General features: G+C 36.4%; 18 protein-coding genes. 10 read left to right on the top strand and 8 right to left on the bottom strand.

What is annotated here, in order from left to right; translation table 11 throughout:
- Positions 1-84: 84 nt before the first annotated feature.
- The gene (locus ACKU4N_RS14340; RefSeq protein WP_321317415.1) at positions 85-609 is read right to left on the bottom strand and encodes a DUF7935 family protein; all 525 of its coding nucleotides are present in this window, start codon (positions 607-609) and stop codon (positions 85-87) included.
- A gap of 187 nt (positions 610-796) precedes the next feature.
- Here ACKU4N_RS14340 and ACKU4N_RS14335 point away from each other — a divergent pair, with 187 nt between their 5' ends.
- Entirely contained in the window at positions 797-1,990 is a 1,194-nt protein-coding gene (locus ACKU4N_RS14335; protein WP_321317413.1) for a pyridoxal phosphate-dependent aminotransferase, read from the top strand.
- A gap of 139 nt (positions 1,991-2,129) precedes the next feature.
- Positions 2,130-2,744 (top strand): hypothetical protein, encoded by a 615-nt coding sequence (locus tag ACKU4N_RS14330; protein ID WP_124992971.1) that lies wholly within the window; start codon positions 2,130-2,132, stop codon positions 2,742-2,744.
- Between the two features lie 459 nt (positions 2,745-3,203).
- Here ACKU4N_RS14330 and ACKU4N_RS14325 read toward each other — a convergent pair whose 3' ends face one another.
- The 3 genes from ACKU4N_RS14325 to ACKU4N_RS14315 form a co-directional block, all read right to left on the bottom strand.
- Positions 3,204-4,403: an FprA family A-type flavoprotein gene (locus ACKU4N_RS14325; RefSeq protein WP_321317410.1), complete on the bottom strand. Its 1,200-nt coding sequence runs from the start codon at positions 4,401-4,403 to the stop codon at positions 3,204-3,206.
- A 199-nt stretch (positions 4,404-4,602) separates the two neighbouring features.
- Positions 4,603-5,274 (bottom strand): Crp/Fnr family transcriptional regulator, encoded by a 672-nt coding sequence (locus ACKU4N_RS14320; protein WP_321317408.1) that lies wholly within the window; start codon positions 5,272-5,274, stop codon positions 4,603-4,605.
- Positions 5,275-5,486: 212 nt separating this feature from the next.
- A complete protein-coding gene (locus ACKU4N_RS14315) occupies positions 5,487-7,775 on the bottom strand; it encodes a T9SS type B sorting domain-containing protein (RefSeq protein WP_321317406.1) in 2,289 nt (762 codons plus the stop codon).
- Positions 7,776-8,044: 269 nt separating this feature from the next.
- Here ACKU4N_RS14315 and ACKU4N_RS14310 point away from each other — a divergent pair, with 269 nt between their 5' ends.
- The 4 genes from ACKU4N_RS14310 (at position 8,045) to ACKU4N_RS14295 (ending at position 11,661) form a co-directional block, all read left to right on the top strand.
- The gene (locus ACKU4N_RS14310) at positions 8,045-9,331 is read left to right on the top strand and encodes an ABC transporter substrate-binding protein (RefSeq protein ID WP_321317405.1); all 1,287 of its coding nucleotides are present in this window, start codon (positions 8,045-8,047) and stop codon (positions 9,329-9,331) included.
- A gap of 35 nt (positions 9,332-9,366) precedes the next feature.
- Positions 9,367-10,074 carry a GTP-binding protein gene (locus tag ACKU4N_RS14305; protein ID WP_124992964.1) on the top strand — a complete coding sequence of 236 codons (708 nt, stop codon included), beginning with the start codon at positions 9,367-9,369 and terminating at the stop codon, positions 10,072-10,074.
- A 167-nt stretch (positions 10,075-10,241) separates the two neighbouring features.
- Complete coding sequence (locus ACKU4N_RS14300) at positions 10,242-11,270, top strand: ATP-binding cassette domain-containing protein (RefSeq protein WP_321317401.1); 1,029 nt, start codon at positions 10,242-10,244, stop codon at positions 11,268-11,270.
- A 76-nt stretch (positions 11,271-11,346) separates the two neighbouring features.
- Positions 11,347-11,661 carry a hypothetical protein gene (locus tag ACKU4N_RS14295; protein WP_321317399.1) on the top strand — a complete coding sequence of 105 codons (315 nt, stop codon included), beginning with the start codon at positions 11,347-11,349 and terminating at the stop codon, positions 11,659-11,661.
- Positions 11,662-11,754: 93 nt separating this feature from the next.
- On the opposite strand, the gene ACKU4N_RS14290 is transcribed toward ACKU4N_RS14295, so the two are convergent.
- Entirely contained in the window at positions 11,755-12,489 is a 735-nt protein-coding gene (locus ACKU4N_RS14290; protein WP_321317397.1) for a hypothetical protein, read from the bottom strand.
- 145 nt (positions 12,490-12,634) lie between these two features.
- Between ACKU4N_RS14290 and ACKU4N_RS14285 the strand changes: the two genes are divergently transcribed.
- From ACKU4N_RS14285 to ACKU4N_RS14275, 3 genes are read left to right on the top strand one after another with little or no spacing between them, the layout of a single operon-like run.
- Positions 12,635-13,186 carry a hypothetical protein gene (locus tag ACKU4N_RS14285; RefSeq protein WP_321317395.1) on the top strand — a complete coding sequence of 184 codons (552 nt, stop codon included), beginning with the start codon at positions 12,635-12,637 and terminating at the stop codon, positions 13,184-13,186.
- A gap of 43 nt (positions 13,187-13,229) precedes the next feature.
- The gene (locus ACKU4N_RS14280) at positions 13,230-13,802 is read left to right on the top strand and encodes a cytochrome b/b6 domain-containing protein (RefSeq protein WP_321317394.1); all 573 of its coding nucleotides are present in this window, start codon (positions 13,230-13,232) and stop codon (positions 13,800-13,802) included.
- A gap of 37 nt (positions 13,803-13,839) precedes the next feature.
- Positions 13,840-14,493, top strand: coding sequence for an HD domain-containing protein (locus ACKU4N_RS14275; RefSeq protein ID WP_321317392.1), 654 nt, complete (start codon positions 13,840-13,842; stop codon positions 14,491-14,493).
- Between the two features lie 289 nt (positions 14,494-14,782).
- On the opposite strand, the gene ACKU4N_RS14270 is transcribed toward ACKU4N_RS14275, so the two are convergent.
- On the bottom strand, positions 14,783-15,028 hold the full coding sequence (locus ACKU4N_RS14270; RefSeq protein ID WP_321317390.1) for a hypothetical protein: 246 nt from the start codon (positions 15,026-15,028) through the stop codon (positions 14,783-14,785).
- A gap of 282 nt (positions 15,029-15,310) precedes the next feature.
- On the opposite strand from ACKU4N_RS14270, the gene ACKU4N_RS14265 reads away from it, so the two are divergent.
- Positions 15,311-16,114 (top strand): Cof-type HAD-IIB family hydrolase, encoded by an 804-nt coding sequence (locus ACKU4N_RS14265; protein ID WP_321317388.1) that lies wholly within the window; start codon positions 15,311-15,313, stop codon positions 16,112-16,114.
- A 237-nt stretch (positions 16,115-16,351) separates the two neighbouring features.
- Here ACKU4N_RS14265 and ACKU4N_RS14260 read toward each other — a convergent pair whose 3' ends face one another.
- Complete coding sequence (locus ACKU4N_RS14260; RefSeq protein WP_321317386.1) at positions 16,352-17,473, bottom strand: hypothetical protein; 1,122 nt, start codon at positions 17,471-17,473, stop codon at positions 16,352-16,354.
- A gap of 293 nt (positions 17,474-17,766) precedes the next feature.
- Positions 17,767-18,909, bottom strand: a complete 1,143-nt coding sequence (locus tag ACKU4N_RS14255; RefSeq protein ID WP_321317384.1) for a YibE/F family protein — start codon at positions 18,907-18,909, stop codon at positions 17,767-17,769.
- Positions 18,910-19,001 lie beyond the last annotated feature (92 nt).

The following is a 19,001-nucleotide window of genomic DNA, read 5'->3' as shown; positions in this document are numbered from 1 at the left end:
TGTGCAAAAATAGGCAAATAAACCGACATTAGTGTCCTTTCATCATTTATCATCCTTATTTTGATAGCTATTCAATGCTTTAAATCAGCTCCAGATTTGTTGAATCTCATTTTTTAATGCTGAAATTGCTTTTGCAATAGCCGGTTTTTGTTGCTGCATCTGAGTTTCAATAATAGCTTTGCACAAAGCAATTGATGAATCTTCAGGTAGTACCTGCGCAGCTTCAGTATTAATTAATCGGATTGTGCTGTCTTTTGCATTTTTTAACAGCATCCAAGATTCATCGGTAACATATAGTTGCTGTGCAAGATTGTGTTCGTATTCGTTACGAATGGCAAGAATTAATTTTTGCTGCAATTGCAAATTGGTTAATCCGCTGTTATTTTCTCTTAAAATTAATGATTCCGGATGAATTCGTTCCAGAAATATAATTAACCGTTCGCACGCCTGAAGTCTTATTGGAGTAGTTTGTTTTTGATTCTTCAGTAAAATCTGATGCTTGATTTTGCGCTCTTCATGCTTTAAAAATTGCTTTATCAGCAGATAAGCAGTAGCAAAAACAACCAATGATGGCAGGATATACTTACTAATTTCAAGAATGTCTTTCATTTTAATAGTTACTTTAGATTTTTCGATAGTTATGGACTCCCTATGTATTTAAAAACTGTATCTTTATCCCCTGAAATGATAATTCGAAGATAAACTAATCACACCGTTTATTTTATTTGTCAGGGGGAAAAACAACAACAAACACAAAAGTATTAAGCAATTTACAAAATCCCTAAATTAATTTACAATGTTGAAAGTTTCGGATCGTATTGCAGGAATGGAAGTATCTCCAACTCTTGCTATGTCTCAAAAAAGTAGAGAAATGAAAGCTCTCGGGATTGATGTTATCAATCTGAGTGTAGGTGAACCAGATTTTGATACTCCTGATCACATTAAGAAGGCAGCACAAAAGGCTATTGATGATAATTATTCTCATTATTCGCCGGTTCCTGGTTATGTAGAGTTGCGTCAGGCAGTGGTGAGTAAGCTAAAACGAGAAAATAATTTGGAATACACTGTTGATCAAATTGTTGTTTCAAATGGAGCGAAGCAATCCATAACCAACGTTATTTTGAGTATTATAAATGAAGGAGATGAAGTAATCATTCCTTCGCCTTATTGGGTAAGTTACAGCGAGATTGTAAAATTAGCTGGAGGGATTAATATATTTGTATATGCACCAATCGAACAGGATTTTAAAATTACTCCTGAACAATTGGAAGCAGCGATTACTCCAAAAACAAAAGCTTTTTTATTCAGTTCGCCAAGCAATCCTACAGGAAGTTTATATTCAAAAGAGGAATTAAGAGCACTTGCAGATGTTTTTGTGAAATATCCTGATATTACAATTCTTTCAGATGAAATTTATGAGCACATCAATTACGTTGGTGCTCACGAAAGCATTGCTCAATTTGAAAATATCTTTGATCGGGTAGTAGTAATTAATGGTGTTTCTAAAGGTTATGCTATGACTGGATGGAGGATTGGCTACATTGCGGCTCCATTATGGATTGCAAAAGCTTGTAACAAGTTACAGGGCCAGATGACATCAGGTGCATCTTCGATTGCTCAAATTGCTTCTGTTGCCGCTTTAGATGGTGATCAGTCAACAACTGTTGCCATGAGAGAAGCATTTCACAAAAGAAGAGATTTAGCTTTGGAACAAATTCGAGAAGTACCTGGTTTCGAAACTCGTGAGCCAAATGGTGCATTTTATCTGTTTCCTAAAGTTTCTCAATTATTTGGGAAAGCAAATGGAAGTCATACCATTAACAATTCTACAGATTTAAGTTTATTTTTGTTGGAAGATGCCAATGTTGCAACTGTAACCGGTGAGGCATTCGGATCTCCTGAATGTTTGCGATTGTCTTATGCCACCAGCGAAGAGCAAATGGCAGAAGCTATCTGTCGAATAAAAGCATCGGTAGAGAAATTGAAATAATCAATTGAATTATATAATTGAATGGCTGTCTTATACAAATGAGACAGCCATTTTTTGTTGGAAGATACTGTTTTGAGTAAGTGAAGAGGTGCAGTTGTTTGTCTTATTGATGAAAAGGATCAATTCTAAAAAGGACATCATGAAAACTAAACTCTTTTTATTATCTGTCATTATTCTGTTGGCGAATTACTCTTTCGCTCAGTATACCTACGAAAAACCAGTAGAGAAATATTCTCCTGATATCGATCACATTTCAAAATTTGAAGTTGGTTTTCATTATGGTCCGGCATGGACATCAGGAGATGCAAAAGAGTTTGCAAAATCAGGAAGTGCTTTTAGTTTGGATTTAGGTGTGAATTCAGGAAATTTTTATTTTGGAACTGAATTTACTCTTACCTCTTGGCGAGATTACTATGATACAGGTTATGCTGATGAAATAAATTTTAAAGAGACCAATTTTTTATGGTTGGTGAATGCAAAATTATTTCTGGGTGAAGGGAAAGTGAAACCTTATATTGGATTGGGAACCGATTTAATTACAATAGCATTGGAAATTATTGATCCGGAAGATGAGGATGATTGCTATTATTCCAATTGTTACGAAGAGGATGATCGGAATTATAATGCGTGGCTTGTTCCTTCATTTGGGATTAGATGGGAAATGGGGCCAAATGTCAGTGGCAATATTGGTTTTAGCGCAAACTTATCCCGCAATTATGATTTTATTCGTCTTCAGCTGGGGATTGTTTTCTAATTAGTAATTCTCTATTACATTGAAAAACAACTCAATTATTGAGGGAGTTGTTTGTTGTAAATTTTGTCTTCAAGCCAGACGGGCTTTTACTTTTTGATTCATTCTTAATTTAAACGGGTATTCATAATCTCACTTCGTTCGGTACTTGGATGAAAAAGTAAACAAAAAATCATCGAAAACGTCCTCAACCACCCGTTACTAGTTCGAATACTAAACTACCGAACTTGTGAGATCATGAACTCCTATTTATGAAATTTATATATGAATAAAAAGAACTCGCTGTGCTCAGACAACTTTTTGTTCTTAACGCATTCTTCACTGCACGGGGCCCGGTCTCCGGACTCAATTTCGAACTCCACATTTAATCAGACGATACTATATGGAATATATATTTTAATTAAATGACACAAAAAAACTCCCCCGGATGCGGAGGAGTTCATTATATCGAGTACTAATTTTCTATTTGTAAAGTTCTTTTAATCGGCTTGCCATTCCTTCAGCCAAAGCTTCGCATTGATCGAAATCTTCAGAGTTAGGAGCACAAAGAGCTTCCGGTGTAGCTTCAATAGTTTCCCATTTAATTTCTTCGGCAAATTTATTCAGGCGTTTTAATCCGCCGCCTCCCCATGATTTGGAACCGAATACACCTAGAACGTGATCTTTAATGGCCATGTGTTCCAATTCATTAATCAGGGTTTCCATAGTAGGAAATACATCACCATTGTATGCACAACTACCTAAAATAACACCTCGGTATTTAAATATATCGTTGATGATATAAGATGGATGTGTTTTTGAAGAATCGTGAATACGAACTTTCTTTATTCCTTTTTTAACCAATTGTCGGGCAATGTTATCAGCCATTTTTTCGGTATTTCCATACATCGAAGAATATACGATTACACAACCTTCATCGGTTTTATACTGACTCCATTTGTCGTATTTGGCAACGATATCGGCTACGTGACTTCTCCAAATTGGTCCGTGGGTTGCACAAATCATTTTGATCTCCAATCCACCTAATTTCTTCAATGCATTTTGAGTTGGACGACCATACTTTCCAACAATATTGGAATAGTAACGGCTGATTTCTTCATCCAAATAATCCAAATCCAACTCATCATCGAAAATACCACCATCCAAAGTTCCAAAGGCACCAAACGCATCACCCGAAAATAAAATTCCTTGTGTGGCTTCAAAAGTAACCATGGTTTCCGGCCAATGCAGCATCGGAACCATATAGAAGTCTAATTTGTGTTCTCCCAGGTCAATTTGATCACCTTCCTGAACCTCAAGTAGATTTTCTTTGATTCCATAGAAACGCTCCAACATCGGAAAGGTTTTTTTGTTTCCTACTATTTTCATTTCAGGATATCGCTCAACCAAAGAACGAATAGATCCTGAATGATCAGGTTCCATATGGTTAATGATCAAATAATCTGCTTTGCGACCATCCAATACCTCAGCAATGTTATCCAAATATTCATCCATAGTACCTTTTTCAACGGTATCTACAATGGCTGTTTTTTCATCAACGATAACATAGGAGTTATATGCTACACCTTTTGGTAATGGCCAGTAGTTTTCAAATAAGTGAGTCCTTCGGTCATTTGTTCCTACCCAGAAAATTTTGTCAGTAATGTTGTTTCTATTGTGCATTCTTTATGATTTTGTCAATTTTGCATATTCAGACCTTTCTATCTCATTGCAGCAACTATTGTCGAAATAAAAATGAGTTTAAAATCTTATTTGCTCTGATTTGGAATAAGAAATCAAAGCTCTCTGTTTACAGCCCACAAAATTAAGAATATTTTTATTTTCGAAATGCTTCTACAACATCTTCTAAAATTTTTTTTACCTATTGTTGCAAAAGCCGGATGAGTTGTTGCTTATTTAGAATTTTTATTTCTCTTCTGTTGGTTTCAATTAAACCTTCCTGTTCCATTTCTTTTAAGCTTCGGGCAAAAGAAGGACGGGTAACTCCAAAAAACAGAGCCATTTCTGCCTGAGATTTTGGTAAGGTAATTTCGGTTTTATCCGGAGCCGATAGTTTAAGAATATAATTGGCCAACTTGCCTTTTATGGTTTTAAAGTTTAGGAACATCAGCTTGTTGGCTAAAAACTGACTTCTATTCGATATAGAATTTAAGTAATTGGTCAGAAATACCTTATTTTTTTGAAACATTTCAATAACCGAGGTTTTGGATAGATAGAATACTTCTACCTCTTCATTTGCCGTTACGTTTACCGGAAATTGATTTCTCTGTCCGAATAAAAATGCTGATGCAATTGGATAGGGAGCCATTATATCTTCTATCTTAATACTTTTCCCGGAAGGATCAAGCATTTCTCCTTTCACACTTCCTTTTAAAACAATCATTAAATTTTCGCAACGATCTTCCCGAAAGGCAAGCATGTCACCTTTCGAAAATTTCTTAATCTGATATTGTGAGTCGATCAGCAAATTTTCCATTTCGTCAGGAGAAATTCCTCTGAAAACGGGTGATTGAGAAAGTTGTTGAAATAGCATTTTTCGAATGTTCGGTTAATATTTCCTCAATATTAGAAGTTTCTTAGCAGTTTACAAAGAATAAGGGATGAATTGGTCTTAAATTCATGCTAACCGATTGATGGATTCACCTGACTTTTTTGGGAACAAGCATGGTTAGAGTTGTTTTAGTTTGTGACAAGCTGAAATTTACACAACTTATATAATAAACAGAAGATGATTTTATCCTTAGCTTAGCGCAGAAGGGCTACATTTCCTTTTTTCATGATTGTTTTGCCATCTAAAAAAGTTACCTCCAGAACATAAACATAAACATCAATATCCTGCATTTGTCCTTTGAAAAATCCATCCCATCCGCTATTGATATTAGTGGTCTCGAAAAGTTTTTGTCCCAATCGGTTGTAAATTATCAGAGTAACTTCTTTTACATCCTCACCCCTAACAAATAGTTTATCGTTATGACCATCGCCATTTGGAGAGAATGCTTTTGGTAAACCAACATATGGATAGTTCTCCAGAAAGCCTACATCTATTGTGTCACTGGCAGTACAATTTAAATCGGTGGTAACTTCCACCCAATATCTGCCTTCGGTTTGAACGGTAATTTTCCGGGTAATTTCTCCGGTTACCCATTTGTAAAAGCAGTTTGGAGTTCCTGCATCTAAAACAATTTTTTTATCTGAATAACTCTCCAAGTCCTGGCTTAAATCAATTTTTGGAGTCGGTAACAGATTAATTTTCAAACAATCTGATTCCGTATTACCATTAGCGTCTGTTACTTCCAGACAATAATGACCATTTTCTTTTAAATAGATTTCAGGGGTTTTGTTTGCAAGTCCAAGCCAGTTGTACTGCAATGGATAAACCGGATTTCCTTCAATAATAGGATTGATCAATATTGAATCACCCGAACAAATTGAATGATCTTCACCCAAGAATACACCGTACTTTTCGCCTTTTCGGTGATGAACATACAGCGTGTCTTTATTTGAACAATTGTATTCATCCGATACTTCAACAACAAAAACACCACCACTGTTTACAGTTATGCTTTGGGTATTTTCACCGGTATTCCAAATAAATTCAGCACCTTCATTGCCAGCATCTAAAACAGCACTTTCTTCATCCCATAATGTAATATCTGTTCCCAAATCAATAATTGGGTTTGGATGATAAATCACTTTTGTAGTTGCTGTTTGCTGAAAACCATCTGGGTCAGTAATTTTAACCCAATAATCTCCTGCATGATCGATGGTTATTGATGGATCGGAAGATCCATTTTTCCAAAGGTATCTATACGCCTGATTAATAGATATACCAGGTTCTAAATTCATTTTTTGAGTTCCACATAATTGAACTACTTCCGGAAGAGTTATTTCAAAAAGTTCTGATTTCATTTTAGCCGAAAATGATTTTGTCGAAGAACAACCATTACTGGATGTTACTGTAACAGAATACGTGCCTGATTTCGGAATGTTAAGTTCTGAGTCCGTTGAACCATCTGACCATAAATAAGTCAATCCCTTTTCGAAAATATCAAGAATAGGATTTTCATCATTTATCACGATATGATCTTCGATGTTTATTGCTGGTGATTTCTGACTGATAACTTCGACCTTAGATTTTACAATTTGATTGTCATTTAGGTCGGTCACAGTAAGTTCATAGGTTCCTTCTTTATTTATGCTAATTTCTTTTGTATTTTCACCGGTGCTCCATAAATAGGAATAATTGGAAGGTAAATCAATAATTGGTGTGAGTACGAGGCTTTGACCTTCGCATAGATTGTTGTTATCACCGAAAGTAACTTGAAAGCTTTTCACTACTTCAAGGCCTGCAAAAATTGTATCGCTGTTACAGCCAAATGCATCTGTTTCTATTAATTTAAAATAATTTGAAGCTTCATGATCCGGCCATTTAATATTCAATTCAATTTCTTGTTTGTTATCTTCAATCTCGCTTTTATTTTCCAGTAAGGTTGCACCTTCAGGTACCCAAACAGAATAGTTTGAGTTTTTTCCAATTTTAGCGGCATATTTGTGCGAAGTATTAATTTTTGCCTTTGGATGATAATCCTCAATTTCAGGACTGGCCAACGGCATTACCTGCACTGTTGCAGATTTATATTTCTCAGGAATAAAGATTGGAGATAAATCCTCCAGCCATGCTTCTTTTAACTCTATGGTGTAGTTTTTTATGTGACCTGTAGTATTCTTAAAAAATAAGGACATGTTGTATTCAGAAAAATTTATCCCAGCTTCGCCGTTAATAATCATTGCAGGACTGTTGTTTACGGAAAAACTTACATGCCATTTTTTATCTTTTGGTCCTTCCAGAAGAAGTTGTATTTCCTGCATCGGCAGTACAGTGCCGTTGGTAGCGGAGCAATACATGATTTGATAATCGGAATTGATACGAACTGTATCGTTTTGTGAAAAACCCGAAACAGCTGCGAACAGCATTAGTAAAACAAGACTTGCTTTTATTGAGATGTGCTTTAGTTTGACTTTGTATCTGGTCATTAACTTCTTTTTTAATGGAATTAGAACTGAAAAGAATCAATTTAGACTGATGTAAATATAGTTTAAAAGAACCAAACGATTGATATTAATCAGTTAAAATACACTGTTAGTCATTTTTATGAATCGTTTCGTCAGGTATTTTACGTTTAGATGTCATTTTTTGTTCAGTTTTTCAGCGTCTATTTTTTAGATGTGTAACATTGGTTACAGTTTTCTGAATTGGACTGTTTTATATTTGTATCAGGAAATTATTTAAATTCTGTTACAAAATGGAGAATCAGTATTTTAAGACCACGGATAGTTTGTTTGATATTTGTACAAAATACCCTGAGACAATTAAAATTTTTGTTTCAAATGGATTCAAACAGTTAGAGGATGAAGAGAAGAGAACAACCTTTGGTAAATCTCTTTCTTTGGAATTGGCTTTAAAAATGAAGAAATTAAATGTGGATACTTTTTCTGCCTTGTTGATAGAAAGTATTGATTCTGCAAGAAATCAGGTTGATGGTGACTTGAATCAAAACAGCAAAGAGCAAAAAGAGGACTCAATTCATGTTCAGGGTTTGTTGCCTTGTCCGGTTCGAATTCCTTTGGTGGAAGGGATTGATGCTTTCATTGAAGAGTATGAGAAGGAGCATGAAAATGAAATTGTATATGACTTGAAAGCAGCTTCGATGGGATTGGATTGGTTAATTGATGATGTGATTAATCAGGAAAACACCGATAATTTAGCGGATGTATTTATTTCTGCCGGTTTTGATTTATTCTTCGATGATAAATTGATGGGGAAATTTAAAAAGCAAGGGGTTTTTAAAGACAGTACTGGTTTCGGGAGATTGAATAAAGATTTTGATAATGATGAGATTTCATTGAAAGATCCGCAGGGACATTATTCTATGATTGGTGTAGTGCCTGCCGTTTTTTTGGTAAACACGGCGGAATTAGGAGATCGATCAGTGCCCCGCACATGGGCAGATATTTTCAAGCCGGAATTTAAGCGCAGCGTAAGTTTGCCAATCAGCGATTTTGATTTGTTCAACTCAATGCTGTTACACATTTATAAAGCGTACGGAGAAGTAGGAGTAAGAGGCTTAGGAGCTTGTTTATTGGAGAGTATGCATCCTGCACAAATGGTGAAATCCCACACCAAAAAGAACGTTCGCCCTGCAATAACAATTATGCCTTATTTTTTTACAAAAATGGTGAAAGTTGGCGGTCCAATGGTTGCTGTTTGGCCCGAAGACGGAGCTATTATTAGTCCGATTTTCATGTTGACCAAGAAAGATAAATTGGAGAAAACGCAGCCTGTTATTGATTTCTTTGCCTCGAAAGTGGTAGGAGAGATTCTTTCACATCAAGGTTTGTTTCCAAGTATTAATCCTGAGGTGGATAATCGATTACCTGCAGAGAATAAATTTATGTGGTTGGGTTGGGATTACATTAACAGTAACGATATTGGTGCTTTAATAAAGAAATGTGAGCGCATTTTTAATAAGTCCATACAGGATGAATCGTTTGCTAATTTGGGACCGTTGAATTATATGCCTCAGAAGTAGTATTACTAAAATTGCAGATTTTAAAATAATCAGATATGAACTTAGTTACAGTTTCAGGACCTCCATCATCAGGAAAAACAGCAGTGATTTTAAAGACTATTGATTCGTTAAAGAAGCGAGGATTAGAAGTTGGTGTGGTAAAATTTGACTGCCTTTATACCGATGATGATATTTTGTATGAAAAGGCTGGCGTGAAGGTGAAAAAGGGATTGTCAGGTTCACTTTGTCCGGATCATTATTTTGTAAGTAATATTGAAGAGGTAACCCAATGGGGAATTAAGGAAGGACTCGATTTACTGATCACGGAAAGTGCCGGATTGTGTAACCGTTGTTCGCCCTATGTAAAAAGTATTACAGCTGTTTGTGTTATCGATAACTTAAGTGGAATTAACACCCCAAAGAAAATTGGTCCGATGTTAAAGAGTTCCGATATCGTGATTATTACAAAAGGTGATATTGTATCACAGGCTGAAAGAGAAGTGTTTGCATCGAGAGTAAATCAGGTGAATCCTGGAGCAAGTATTATGCACATAAATGGTTTAACGGGTCAGGGAGCTTATGAATTAAGCACTTTGCTTTACGATGAGAAAGTTGAAATAAAGACTTTGGTGGGTGAAAAATTACGATTCTCAATGCCATCAGCACTTTGTTCATACTGTTTGGGCGAAACCAGAATTGGAGAAAGTTACCAAATGGGTAATGTGAGAAAGATAGATATGAGCGACAAGAAGGGCGAAAAGTAAAGTAGTAATAGCTGAAAGCGCCAAGTTGAGTCCACCCCTTCGCCTGTCGGCACTTCCTCTGAAAGGGAAGATATCGATTCGAAGATGCGAAAGCAAAATAAGGACTTGCTCCTTTTTTAAGGGAAGAGGCTTGTTGAAAGCGATATAACAATTACAAAAGCAGAAACATGATCACAGTTCAAGATATACAACAAAAAACAATTGCCGATTTATTCGAGCAATATCCATTTCTCCCGGGGTTTTTCGAAGAAAATACATTGCAGGTTAATGGACAGATCAACGAAAAGTTAATCGATTATCTGAAGTTTTTAGATGATGAGGAAGAGGCGGAAAACAGAGCCATTGATAGAGATCAGCTTTTGAATTCGATGACTATTTATATTTCACAAATGTTGGAGTTTTTGGGTGAAGATGTAGATGACGGAGTTCATAGCATTACCATTCTTCCCGGAACCAATAAATCTGGTGAAGCAGAGAAGTTTAGAGAATTAAAGATCAGCAAAAGCGAGATTGTTTGTATTGTTGGACCAACCGGATCGGGTAAAAGTAGATTGCTTGCTGATATTGAATGGGTAGCACAAAATGATACTCCGACTTCACGAACCATTTTGGTGAATGAAGAAATGGGAGACAAAAAATGGCGGGTAAGTTCAGGACATAAATTGGTTGCACAGCTTTCGCAGAATATGAACTTTGTAATGGATTTATCTGTTTATGAGTTTTTAGAATTACATGCACAAAGTAGATTGGTTGAGGATGTTGAAGGTCTTATTGCCAAGATAATTGAAGAAGCAAATAAGCTTGCCGGAGAAAAGTTTGAGTTAACCACTCCTATTACAAGTTTGAGTGGCGGACAATCGAGAGCATTAATGATTGCTGATACTGCTATTTTGAGTAAGTCGCCGATTATTTTGATTGATGAGATTGAGAATGCCGGTATCGACCGTAAAAAAGCACTTGACTTGCTGATTGGCGAAGAAAAAATTGTTTTAATGGCTACTCATGATCCTATTTTGGCCTTAATGGGCGACAAAAGAATCGTAATAAAAAATGGTGGAATTCATAAAGTGATCGAAACCAGTGATGAGGAGAGAATGCTATTGGTTGATTTGGAGCGTATGGATGCTGTGGTTCAAAACATGAGAACAAGACTTCGTAATGGTGAAATCATTAAAAAGGAAGACATTGGATTTTAAAGGAGATTTGAGATGATTTACAATAATCATTTCGTTTACTGATAATATTGAATAAGAATTAAAAATATAAAATAAGATGTTGAAATTGGACGGGATCTCAGATCTCAAATCTCCAATCTCAGATCTGAAAAAACAGGAGGATAAAATTATGCATGACGGATGCGCAGGAAGTTTCGAGAACGGACAACAAGTAGTTGACAAAGTAAGAATGATGGGTTTTGCACAGCAATTAATGCCAATGCCTTTGGATATTGAATGCCATGGTTGTAAGGAAACCTTCACGATGGAAGAATTTGAAGGACATTGTCCGAAATGCGATATGGTGCACGGCGTAACACCATGCCATGCTTTCGATCCGAACAACATTATGGCTGCTGGAATCGGTTATTAATTTTTTAACTGCAGGGACATGCCATGGCGTGTCTGCATAGAATGAGATTTGAAGGGAAATCCCAATAGGACGATATTGTTCTGTTGGGATTTTTCATTTCCAGACGGCCTTCCTGGTACGCTTCCTTAATTTTGCAATTTTATCGGCATAGTAAACCTTCAATTCTTCAACAAAAAGGAGCGGATCAGAATATTCAGTCAATACTTTGTAAGTATGTCTGTTTTTTGCAGTAAGCAACAATTCTTCCAAATGTTCTTTTTCTTTTTTCAGATAAGAATTCTGAGCGATTATTTTTATTCCCTTAGGAAGAACTTTAATTTCCTGATTGAGAGCATTGCCACTAAAAATATGCGCATGGTATTGTTGAAGTTCATGCAGGTTACCCGATTTGTAAATATCAATTAGCTGGCTGGTTATTTCCGTTGCGAGATCAATTTTCTCTTCGTTCATCGAAAATTTATCGGGATGAACATGAAGCATAGCTTCCCGATACAGGCGCTTAATTTCCTTTTGTTCCTCCTTGTTTGAAGTTTTGTTTACTGCAGTCGTGCTGATAGGTTTAATTCCGATCGGTTCTTTGTAATTCTTACCGCGCTTTTTTTGTTCCAGCCTTTTTTCCTTTTTGGCTTGCTTTAATTTTTTATAGATAATCCTCAATTCTTGCTCCTCAATTAATACATCAGCCAAACTGGTACGCAACAGGGTTTCAAAAGCAATTGTTTTTTGCTCGATGAATTCCAATTCTTTCCGTAAAGCTTCAATTTGTTCTTTTAAGAGCAATTGATCAGGTGCTGGCTTGTTTGAAATTTGCAGTTTTTTATCGAGCATAAGGCTGGTTTAAGAAAAGCAAAGTTGAGGAATTTTTAAAACATTGCGAAATACAGCAGTAAAATGAGCTTTATTTTTAAACTTTTTCCTTACTTCCAGAATACAATTTTCCTTATCTTCAGCTACTGCAAAAATTAACTGCAACATGAAGAAAAGACTTATCATATTATCTGATTTGTGGGGATTTGAAGAAGCGGGATGGATGCATTCTTATCAAAAGATATTGAACCCATGCTTCGAAATAGAATACTTCGATTCCCGTAAATTGGTTGATCTTGATTTGTCGGATAATACGGAAGGGCGGCTTCATGCCCGGTTTGTGAATGGAGGAATTGATCGTGGAGTGTACAAACTTGGCCTGCAGGAGAAAGAGACCATTATTGTTCTTGCCTTTAGTATAGGAGGAGTAATTGCCTGGAAAGCCGGGTTGAAAGGCCTTAATATTTCCACCCTTTATGCCATATCATCAACTCGGTTAAGGTACGAAAAGGAAAAGCCGGACTGTAAGTGTGTCCTTTATTTCGGAGCCAACGATCGATACAAGCCTGACGTGGAGTGGTTTCGGGATTTGGAGTTGGATCTTAATTTGATTCCGGATCAGGAACATGAGTTGTATCAGGATGAGGAATTTGCGAAAAATCTTTGTCGAAAGATAATTGAAGAACAAGTTGAAGCCCAAAACCAGTTAATAAATTGATTAAAATGTAGGGCTGTAATACGAATATCATAAAAAAAATACCATGGAAAATAAAGAATATTCTAAAATTTACCGAATTATTCATTGGGCAATAGCAGTTTCTTTTTTGCTGTTGTTAGCCACTATATTTTTGAGATCAACTTGGTTGAATAAAAATAATGTGGCAGATATTATACAAAATTATTTGGTGAGTATTGATCTGTCTTTATCGCATGACCAGCTCATTCGTTTAGCAAAACAAATACGACAGCCAATGTGGAATTGGCATTTGTACATTGGTTATGTATTGGTTGGGTTATTTGCGGTTCGTTTCACGATTCCATTTTTTGGACAAATGAAAATTCAAAATCCACAGGATAAAAATTTATCAGTAAAAGAGAAAATTCAAAAATGGACGTACATCATTTTTTATGTATGTGTTTTGATTTCATTAGTTACCGGAATTTTTATAGAATGGGGTCCGAAAAGTTTGAAAAAATCAATGGAAGGGATACATGTACTTTCTAATTATTACTTGATTCCTTTTATCGCAATTCATTTGGCAGGAGTCTTACTTGAAGAATTCACAAAACAAAAAGGAATTGTTTCGAGAATGGTCGGTGGCCTGAAAGAGTAAAATGCATAGGAAGATAATTGAAGCTGATAAATAGATAATGATGAATAAGGAAAGTATAATTGTTCAAACAGTTGAATTCGTAAAACAAACGCTTGCCAATGCCGAAGGAGGGCACGATTGGTGGCACATTTACCGGGTGTGGAAATCGTCAAAAGAGTTAGCTAAGACAGAAAAGGTAGATTTGTTTGTGGTAGAGCTGGGTGCTTTGCTTCACGACATTGCCGATTCTAAATTTCATGGTGGCGATGAGGAAATTGGTCCACGTTTGGCCAGAGAATTTCTTACTTCCCTCTTGGTTGATGAGGAAACTATTTTTCATGTAGAGAATATCATTAACAACATCTCGTTTAAAGGGGGCAAGGAAGCACAAAAATTCAAAACTCTGGAGTTGGATGTGGTGCAGGATGCCGACCGAATGGATGCCATTGGCGCCATAGGCATTGCCCGAACCTTTAACTATGGCGGACACAAAAACCGCGAAATATACAACCCAGGCATTTCTCCCAACCTAAATATGAGCAAAGAGGAATATAAGAATAGTGATGCTCCAACCATCAATCACTTTTACGAAAAATTACTTTTGTTAAAAGATAGAATGAACACAAATGCAGGTAAAGCGATGGCCGAAAAACGCCATGCTTTTATGCAGGAGTATCTTAATCAGTTTTATCAGGAGTGGGAAGGGAGGTAACAGTATAGCCGGAACCTCCAATTTCAGTTCTGACTCACATACAAAGTCGTTTTTTGTATAGCATTATTTGTCTTCAAATTGCTCAATGCCGAAGAGGAAACGTTCAATTTTACAGCAACGCGTTCAAATTACTGTTTTGGCTTTAATTCTAAGTTTTTATCATCCCATTTACCTATTTCAAAGGAAAAAAAAATGGTTCTAAGATCAGATCAAACTTAGGATTTTTAAAAATTGAAGAATTTCAGTAACATATATGCATACTTAAAGCGAAGTCCGCAACTTCGCTTTTTTATTGCTTCACTTGGTTTCTCCAGCTAAGATCACAAGCTTCGTTTAAAATCGTATAAACATCATATTCCGAAAGGCTGGTCTGACTTAGTATCTGATCACGAAAATTATCGGCATACATGTTCATGTAGCTAAAATCAGCTCCCGAACCCAAAAGGTTACGCGCATAGGGTGTAAATAATTTTACAAGCTCATCTAGAACTTCCTGTTTGGTCGATTGCTTGTTTAATGCAGCTAAATTATTCATCAGTTATTGTTTTTATTGCTAATAGGAGCCGAATTTAATGAATATTATTGAAAGGCCTGTGAAACTGCGAATTGTTAGACAAAAGAAATAGCTACTAGTTTTGGATTTTTGGAATCTGATGCTATCAGTTTAATCTTACTATTAAATTAATAGTGAGCATTGTGAGAATTCAATAATTGTTTCTATTTTCGCAAGCTTAATTTTAAAATATCTCTGGTTAGAAAGTCATCTTGTGAGGGGGATGGAGGAGTTACGATGAAGAGATGGTGAAAATAGTTAGAGATGAAATATAAAATGTTAGTCCTCGATTTGGACGATACGCTTTTGTGCGACGATCACAGCATATCAGATAGAAACAAGGAGATGCTGATGAAGGCACAGGAGAAAGGTATTTATGTTGTTTTGGCATCGGGCCGGCCAACAGCAGCTATGCTTCGCTATGCGGAAGAGCTTGATTTGAAAAAGTACGGATCGTATATCATCTCTTATAACGGGGCAATTATTACGGATCTTAGCCAGCAAAAAAGCATTTTCGAGCAGAGATTAAGCAAGGAGCAAATTCATGGTTTGTATGATTTCAGCCTGGCGAATAATGTTGATATTATCACCTATACTGCCGATAGTATCATTAGCGAAACCACTTCGAAATATATCGATGTAGAGGTTCAGCTTACGCAGATGAAATTTAATAAGGTAGATTGCTTTAAGACTGCTGTAACTGAACCGGCCGTGAAATGCATTCTATTGGAAGAGCCGGAATACCTGAAAACGGTGGAAGCGAAATTGAAGCATGAAAAACCAAATAAGAGTGTTGCCATTTCGAAACCTTTCTTTTTGGAAGTGATGCCGCAAGGAATTGATAAGGCCGCAAGTATTGCCCGATTGGCTGAGAAGTTAGGTATCCGTCAGGAGGAAATTATTGCTGTTGGTAATGCGGGCAACGATTTAACTATGGTTGAATATGCCGGTTTGGGTGTTTGGGTAGATAATGTAACGCCAGAGCTTCGAGGATGTGCCGATGTTATTGTTGCTTCGAATAACGATCATGGTGTGGCCGAAGTGGTTGAAAGATATATTCTAAACTAACTTTTAAAGTAAGCATCAGGTAAGCGATAAAAATTCCCACAAAGAGCACAAAGTATTTAAGGATGTTTTCTACGATTTTTTGTATGTTTTTTCATCGAAGAAAAAATCAGAATAACTTTACTTACATACTTTATGGAATATTGCTGATGTTATTTAAAATACCTATTCGTATACTGTTGTTCTCAATAGTAAAATGCATTTTTTTTCCTTTGCTGGTTGTCTCTCTTTATTATGGACTTAAAACATTTTGCGGTAGCAGCGTTTGCGTTTGTGCTGAATGTGATCGAATGATTTCCAAAGTTGAATAGCTACATGATTGTTTTCGAGCATTCCGGTTGTTTCAGCAAATTTTAGTCCGTCACTATTTGATGTTTTTAGCAATTCATTCATCAATATGGATACGAATCCCAGTTTTTGGCAGTCGTGATCTACACCAGTCAGCATTAAATCCATTTCGGTAGGGTGTTCGAGTGCCTTTTTAAGATGCCACCATCCGAATGGTAATAATTTGCCCTTGGCTTTTTGCAGGGCTTTCGATAAGGAAGGCAAAGCAATAATGAATCCAACCAATTTATCTTCTTTGTTTAAAATGATTTTAACGTATCGGGGATTCAGGATGGGAAAGTATTTTGAAATGTAGAAACGGATTAACTTTTCGGGGAGTTTAATAGAGCCAAACAAATCGGAAAAGGCATCGTTAAAAACCTTAAATATTTTTTCTTTGTAAGGTTCCAGCTCTTTTTTTGTTGTGAAGTTTACGGTTTGCAAACCATATCTTTTTTGGATTAGTTCGGCAACACGGCTTGCTTTCTCCGGGGTTTCTTCCGGTAGGTTGATTCTAAATTCCAACCAATCAATTTCCTTTGCATAAGCCAATCTTTCGAAATGATTTTGATAGTAGGCAAAATGATAATCGGAAGCCATGGAAGGAAGCCATTCGTGTCCTTCAATCAACAAACCAGCATGATCTAAGTTCGAAAATCCCAGCGGTCCGTTTACACCAATCATTCCTTGGTTTTTCAGCCATTCTTCTGCGGTTTCAAAGAGTTTTTCGGAAACTTCATGGCTGTCAACAAACTCCATTCGTGTAATCCGGCCAATTTTCTCACTTTGTTTTTCGATACAAAGTTGGTTCACAATGGCACCAATTCGTCCTACGATTTTTCCATTTTGGTAAGCCAGCCAAAATTTAGCCTTGCAAAAATCAAAAGCAGGATTCTTTTCGGGCAGTAAGAGTTCCAGTTCGCCTGCCTTAAAAGGAGGAACCCAAAATTGATTATCCTTATACAGCTTAATTGGAAAGTTTACAAAGGTTTTGCGTTGACGCTGATTCAGGACTTCTACAATTTGGATACTCATAAGATGAAATATTAGGCGAATATATTTGAGTAGGATACTGCTCCTTTCTCGAACGGTTTTAATGAAGGCGCAAAGTAGGGATTTAAGACTAATACCCAGCCTTGATTTTTCGGAAAGAATAAATTTAGAATGGGTAAGGCTAACAGGTATTCTTTTCCATTAATTGGATATGTTGAATTTTTAATTGAATAAAATTTGGCAATTTATTTCGAATAAAAGTTCCTTTCGATTTTTAGGAAAAGTTCAGCGTGGAATTAAGTCTCGGTTTTTTTGCGAAGGATATGTAAGTAGCTTTAGTGCCCTCTCTTTTTTCTTGTAAACACCCATGCACCAATAATTGCAGTAAAAGGAGCAACCAGTATCAATCCAAAACTACCGACCAATGTGTGCAGTATTTCACCTGAGACGTAATTTAGGTTCAGGATATTGATCATTGGGGTTCCTTGTGCAATAAATACCATTAATAAAGCTGAAAATCCGCCTGAATATGCAAGAAGCAGGGTTGTTGTCATTGTTCCTACAACAGCTTTTCCTACCGAGAAACCTGATTTTCGTAACTGTTTGGCTGTAATGCTGTTGTTTTGCAGGTACACCTCAGCTTGCGAAGCGGCAATGTCCATCGAGATATCCATTACTGCTCCGGATGAGGAGATAAAAATCCCGGCTAGAAAAATTTCAGTAAGATTTAGGTAGGAATAGCCTGAATAGAGCAATGTTTCCGAGAATGGTTTAATGGCACCATGAATATTGAATAGTTTTCCAAAGAGTATGGCCATGATACAGGTAACAGCGATACCACTCATGGCACCGAAAAAGGCCACAAGCCCTTTTCTATTGGTTCCGGCTACCAAAAAGATGATTACAGAGGTAAGTAAAGCAACGATACCCAGCGAGAGAGGGATTGGGGCATAACCTTTAAGTAAGCCGGGCAATAGTAATTTCCAAATAGTGATTCCGGCAAAAAGAAACGAAAGCATTGCCTTTACACCGGTCCATCCTGCAAATGAAATCAGGAATAGAACAAATAATCCAAGTAAGAAAGCTTCCAAATTAATTCTGTAATGATCGATTACATTGGCGCTGATTATTTCAGATTTATCCTGATTAAAATTAAGAACCGTGAGTGTTTTATCACCGGGGAAAAAATATTTGTCGAATTCCATTCTTCCGATCAATTGATTAAAGGCAGTCAGTTCTTTTCCTTTAAATTTTCCGTTTAATATTTTTATCTGAACAGTTTGGGATCCGGTTTTTAGAATTCCGGTTTCTACAACAAGAGAATTATCTGTAGCTAAAACCAAGGCTTTCACACGTTCTGAATTTTCATAGTTATTTTCAGAAAATCCTGTTGGAAGATATAGTATTGCCGTACTTAAAATGAGAAGCAAACCAACCAATATAAGATCTGATTTTTGAGGAAGCTGGAATTTGAACATAGTTGTAAAGGTATAGAAAAGTTGAAATTCTTGAGGAGTCTTGAATGGTTGAAAGGGGAAATGACCAAGGACTTTTCGACTTGATAAAAACG

Origin of the sequence: Labilibaculum sp. (assembly GCF_963664555.1) — a bacterium.
In the GTDB taxonomy this organism is placed as follows: domain Bacteria; phylum Bacteroidota; class Bacteroidia; order Bacteroidales; family Marinifilaceae; genus Labilibaculum.
The sequence above is the reverse complement of the archived record's forward strand: the minus strand, read 5'-3'. Positions and strand labels throughout refer to the sequence as shown.

What these genes read in the sequence shown, in the direction of transcription:
- ACKU4N_RS14260 (WP_321317386.1), bottom strand. Translation starts at nt 17,473, where the DNA reads ATGAGTATCCAAATTGTAGAAGTCCTGAATCAGCGTCAACGCAAAACC.
- ACKU4N_RS14270 (WP_321317390.1), bottom strand. Translation starts at nt 15,028, where the DNA reads ATGAATAATTTAGCTGCATTAAACAAGCAATCGACCAAACAGGAAGTT.
- ACKU4N_RS14300 (WP_321317401.1), top strand. Translation starts at nt 10,242, where the DNA reads ATGATCACAGTTCAAGATATACAACAAAAAACAATTGCCGATTTATTC.
- ACKU4N_RS14330 (WP_124992971.1), top strand. Translation starts at nt 2,130, where the DNA reads ATGAAAACTAAACTCTTTTTATTATCTGTCATTATTCTGTTGGCGAAT.
- ACKU4N_RS14335 (WP_321317413.1), top strand. Translation starts at nt 797, where the DNA reads ATGTTGAAAGTTTCGGATCGTATTGCAGGAATGGAAGTATCTCCAACT.
- ACKU4N_RS14280 (WP_321317394.1), top strand. Translation starts at nt 13,230, where the DNA reads ATGGAAAATAAAGAATATTCTAAAATTTACCGAATTATTCATTGGGCA.
- ACKU4N_RS14255 (WP_321317384.1), bottom strand. Translation starts at nt 18,909, where the DNA reads ATGTTCAAATTCCAGCTTCCTCAAAAATCAGATCTTATATTGGTTGGT.
- ACKU4N_RS14315 (WP_321317406.1), bottom strand. Translation starts at nt 7,775, where the DNA reads ATGACCAGATACAAAGTCAAACTAAAGCACATCTCAATAAAAGCAAGT.
- ACKU4N_RS14340 (WP_321317415.1), bottom strand. Translation starts at nt 609, where the DNA reads ATGAAAGACATTCTTGAAATTAGTAAGTATATCCTGCCATCATTGGTT.
- ACKU4N_RS14320 (WP_321317408.1), bottom strand. Translation starts at nt 5,274, where the DNA reads ATGCTATTTCAACAACTTTCTCAATCACCCGTTTTCAGAGGAATTTCT.
- ACKU4N_RS14305 (WP_124992964.1), top strand. Translation starts at nt 9,367, where the DNA reads ATGAACTTAGTTACAGTTTCAGGACCTCCATCATCAGGAAAAACAGCA.
- ACKU4N_RS14285 (WP_321317395.1), top strand. Translation starts at nt 12,635, where the DNA reads ATGAAGAAAAGACTTATCATATTATCTGATTTGTGGGGATTTGAAGAA.
- ACKU4N_RS14275 (WP_321317392.1), top strand. Translation starts at nt 13,840, where the DNA reads ATGATGAATAAGGAAAGTATAATTGTTCAAACAGTTGAATTCGTAAAA.
- ACKU4N_RS14265 (WP_321317388.1), top strand. Translation starts at nt 15,311, where the DNA reads ATGAAATATAAAATGTTAGTCCTCGATTTGGACGATACGCTTTTGTGC.
- ACKU4N_RS14325 (WP_321317410.1), bottom strand. Translation starts at nt 4,403, where the DNA reads ATGCACAATAGAAACAACATTACTGACAAAATTTTCTGGGTAGGAACA.
- ACKU4N_RS14310 (WP_321317405.1), top strand. Translation starts at nt 8,045, where the DNA reads ATGGAGAATCAGTATTTTAAGACCACGGATAGTTTGTTTGATATTTGT.
- ACKU4N_RS14290 (WP_321317397.1), bottom strand. Translation starts at nt 12,489, where the DNA reads ATGCTCGATAAAAAACTGCAAATTTCAAACAAGCCAGCACCTGATCAA.
- ACKU4N_RS14295 (WP_321317399.1), top strand. Translation starts at nt 11,347, where the DNA reads ATGTTGAAATTGGACGGGATCTCAGATCTCAAATCTCCAATCTCAGAT.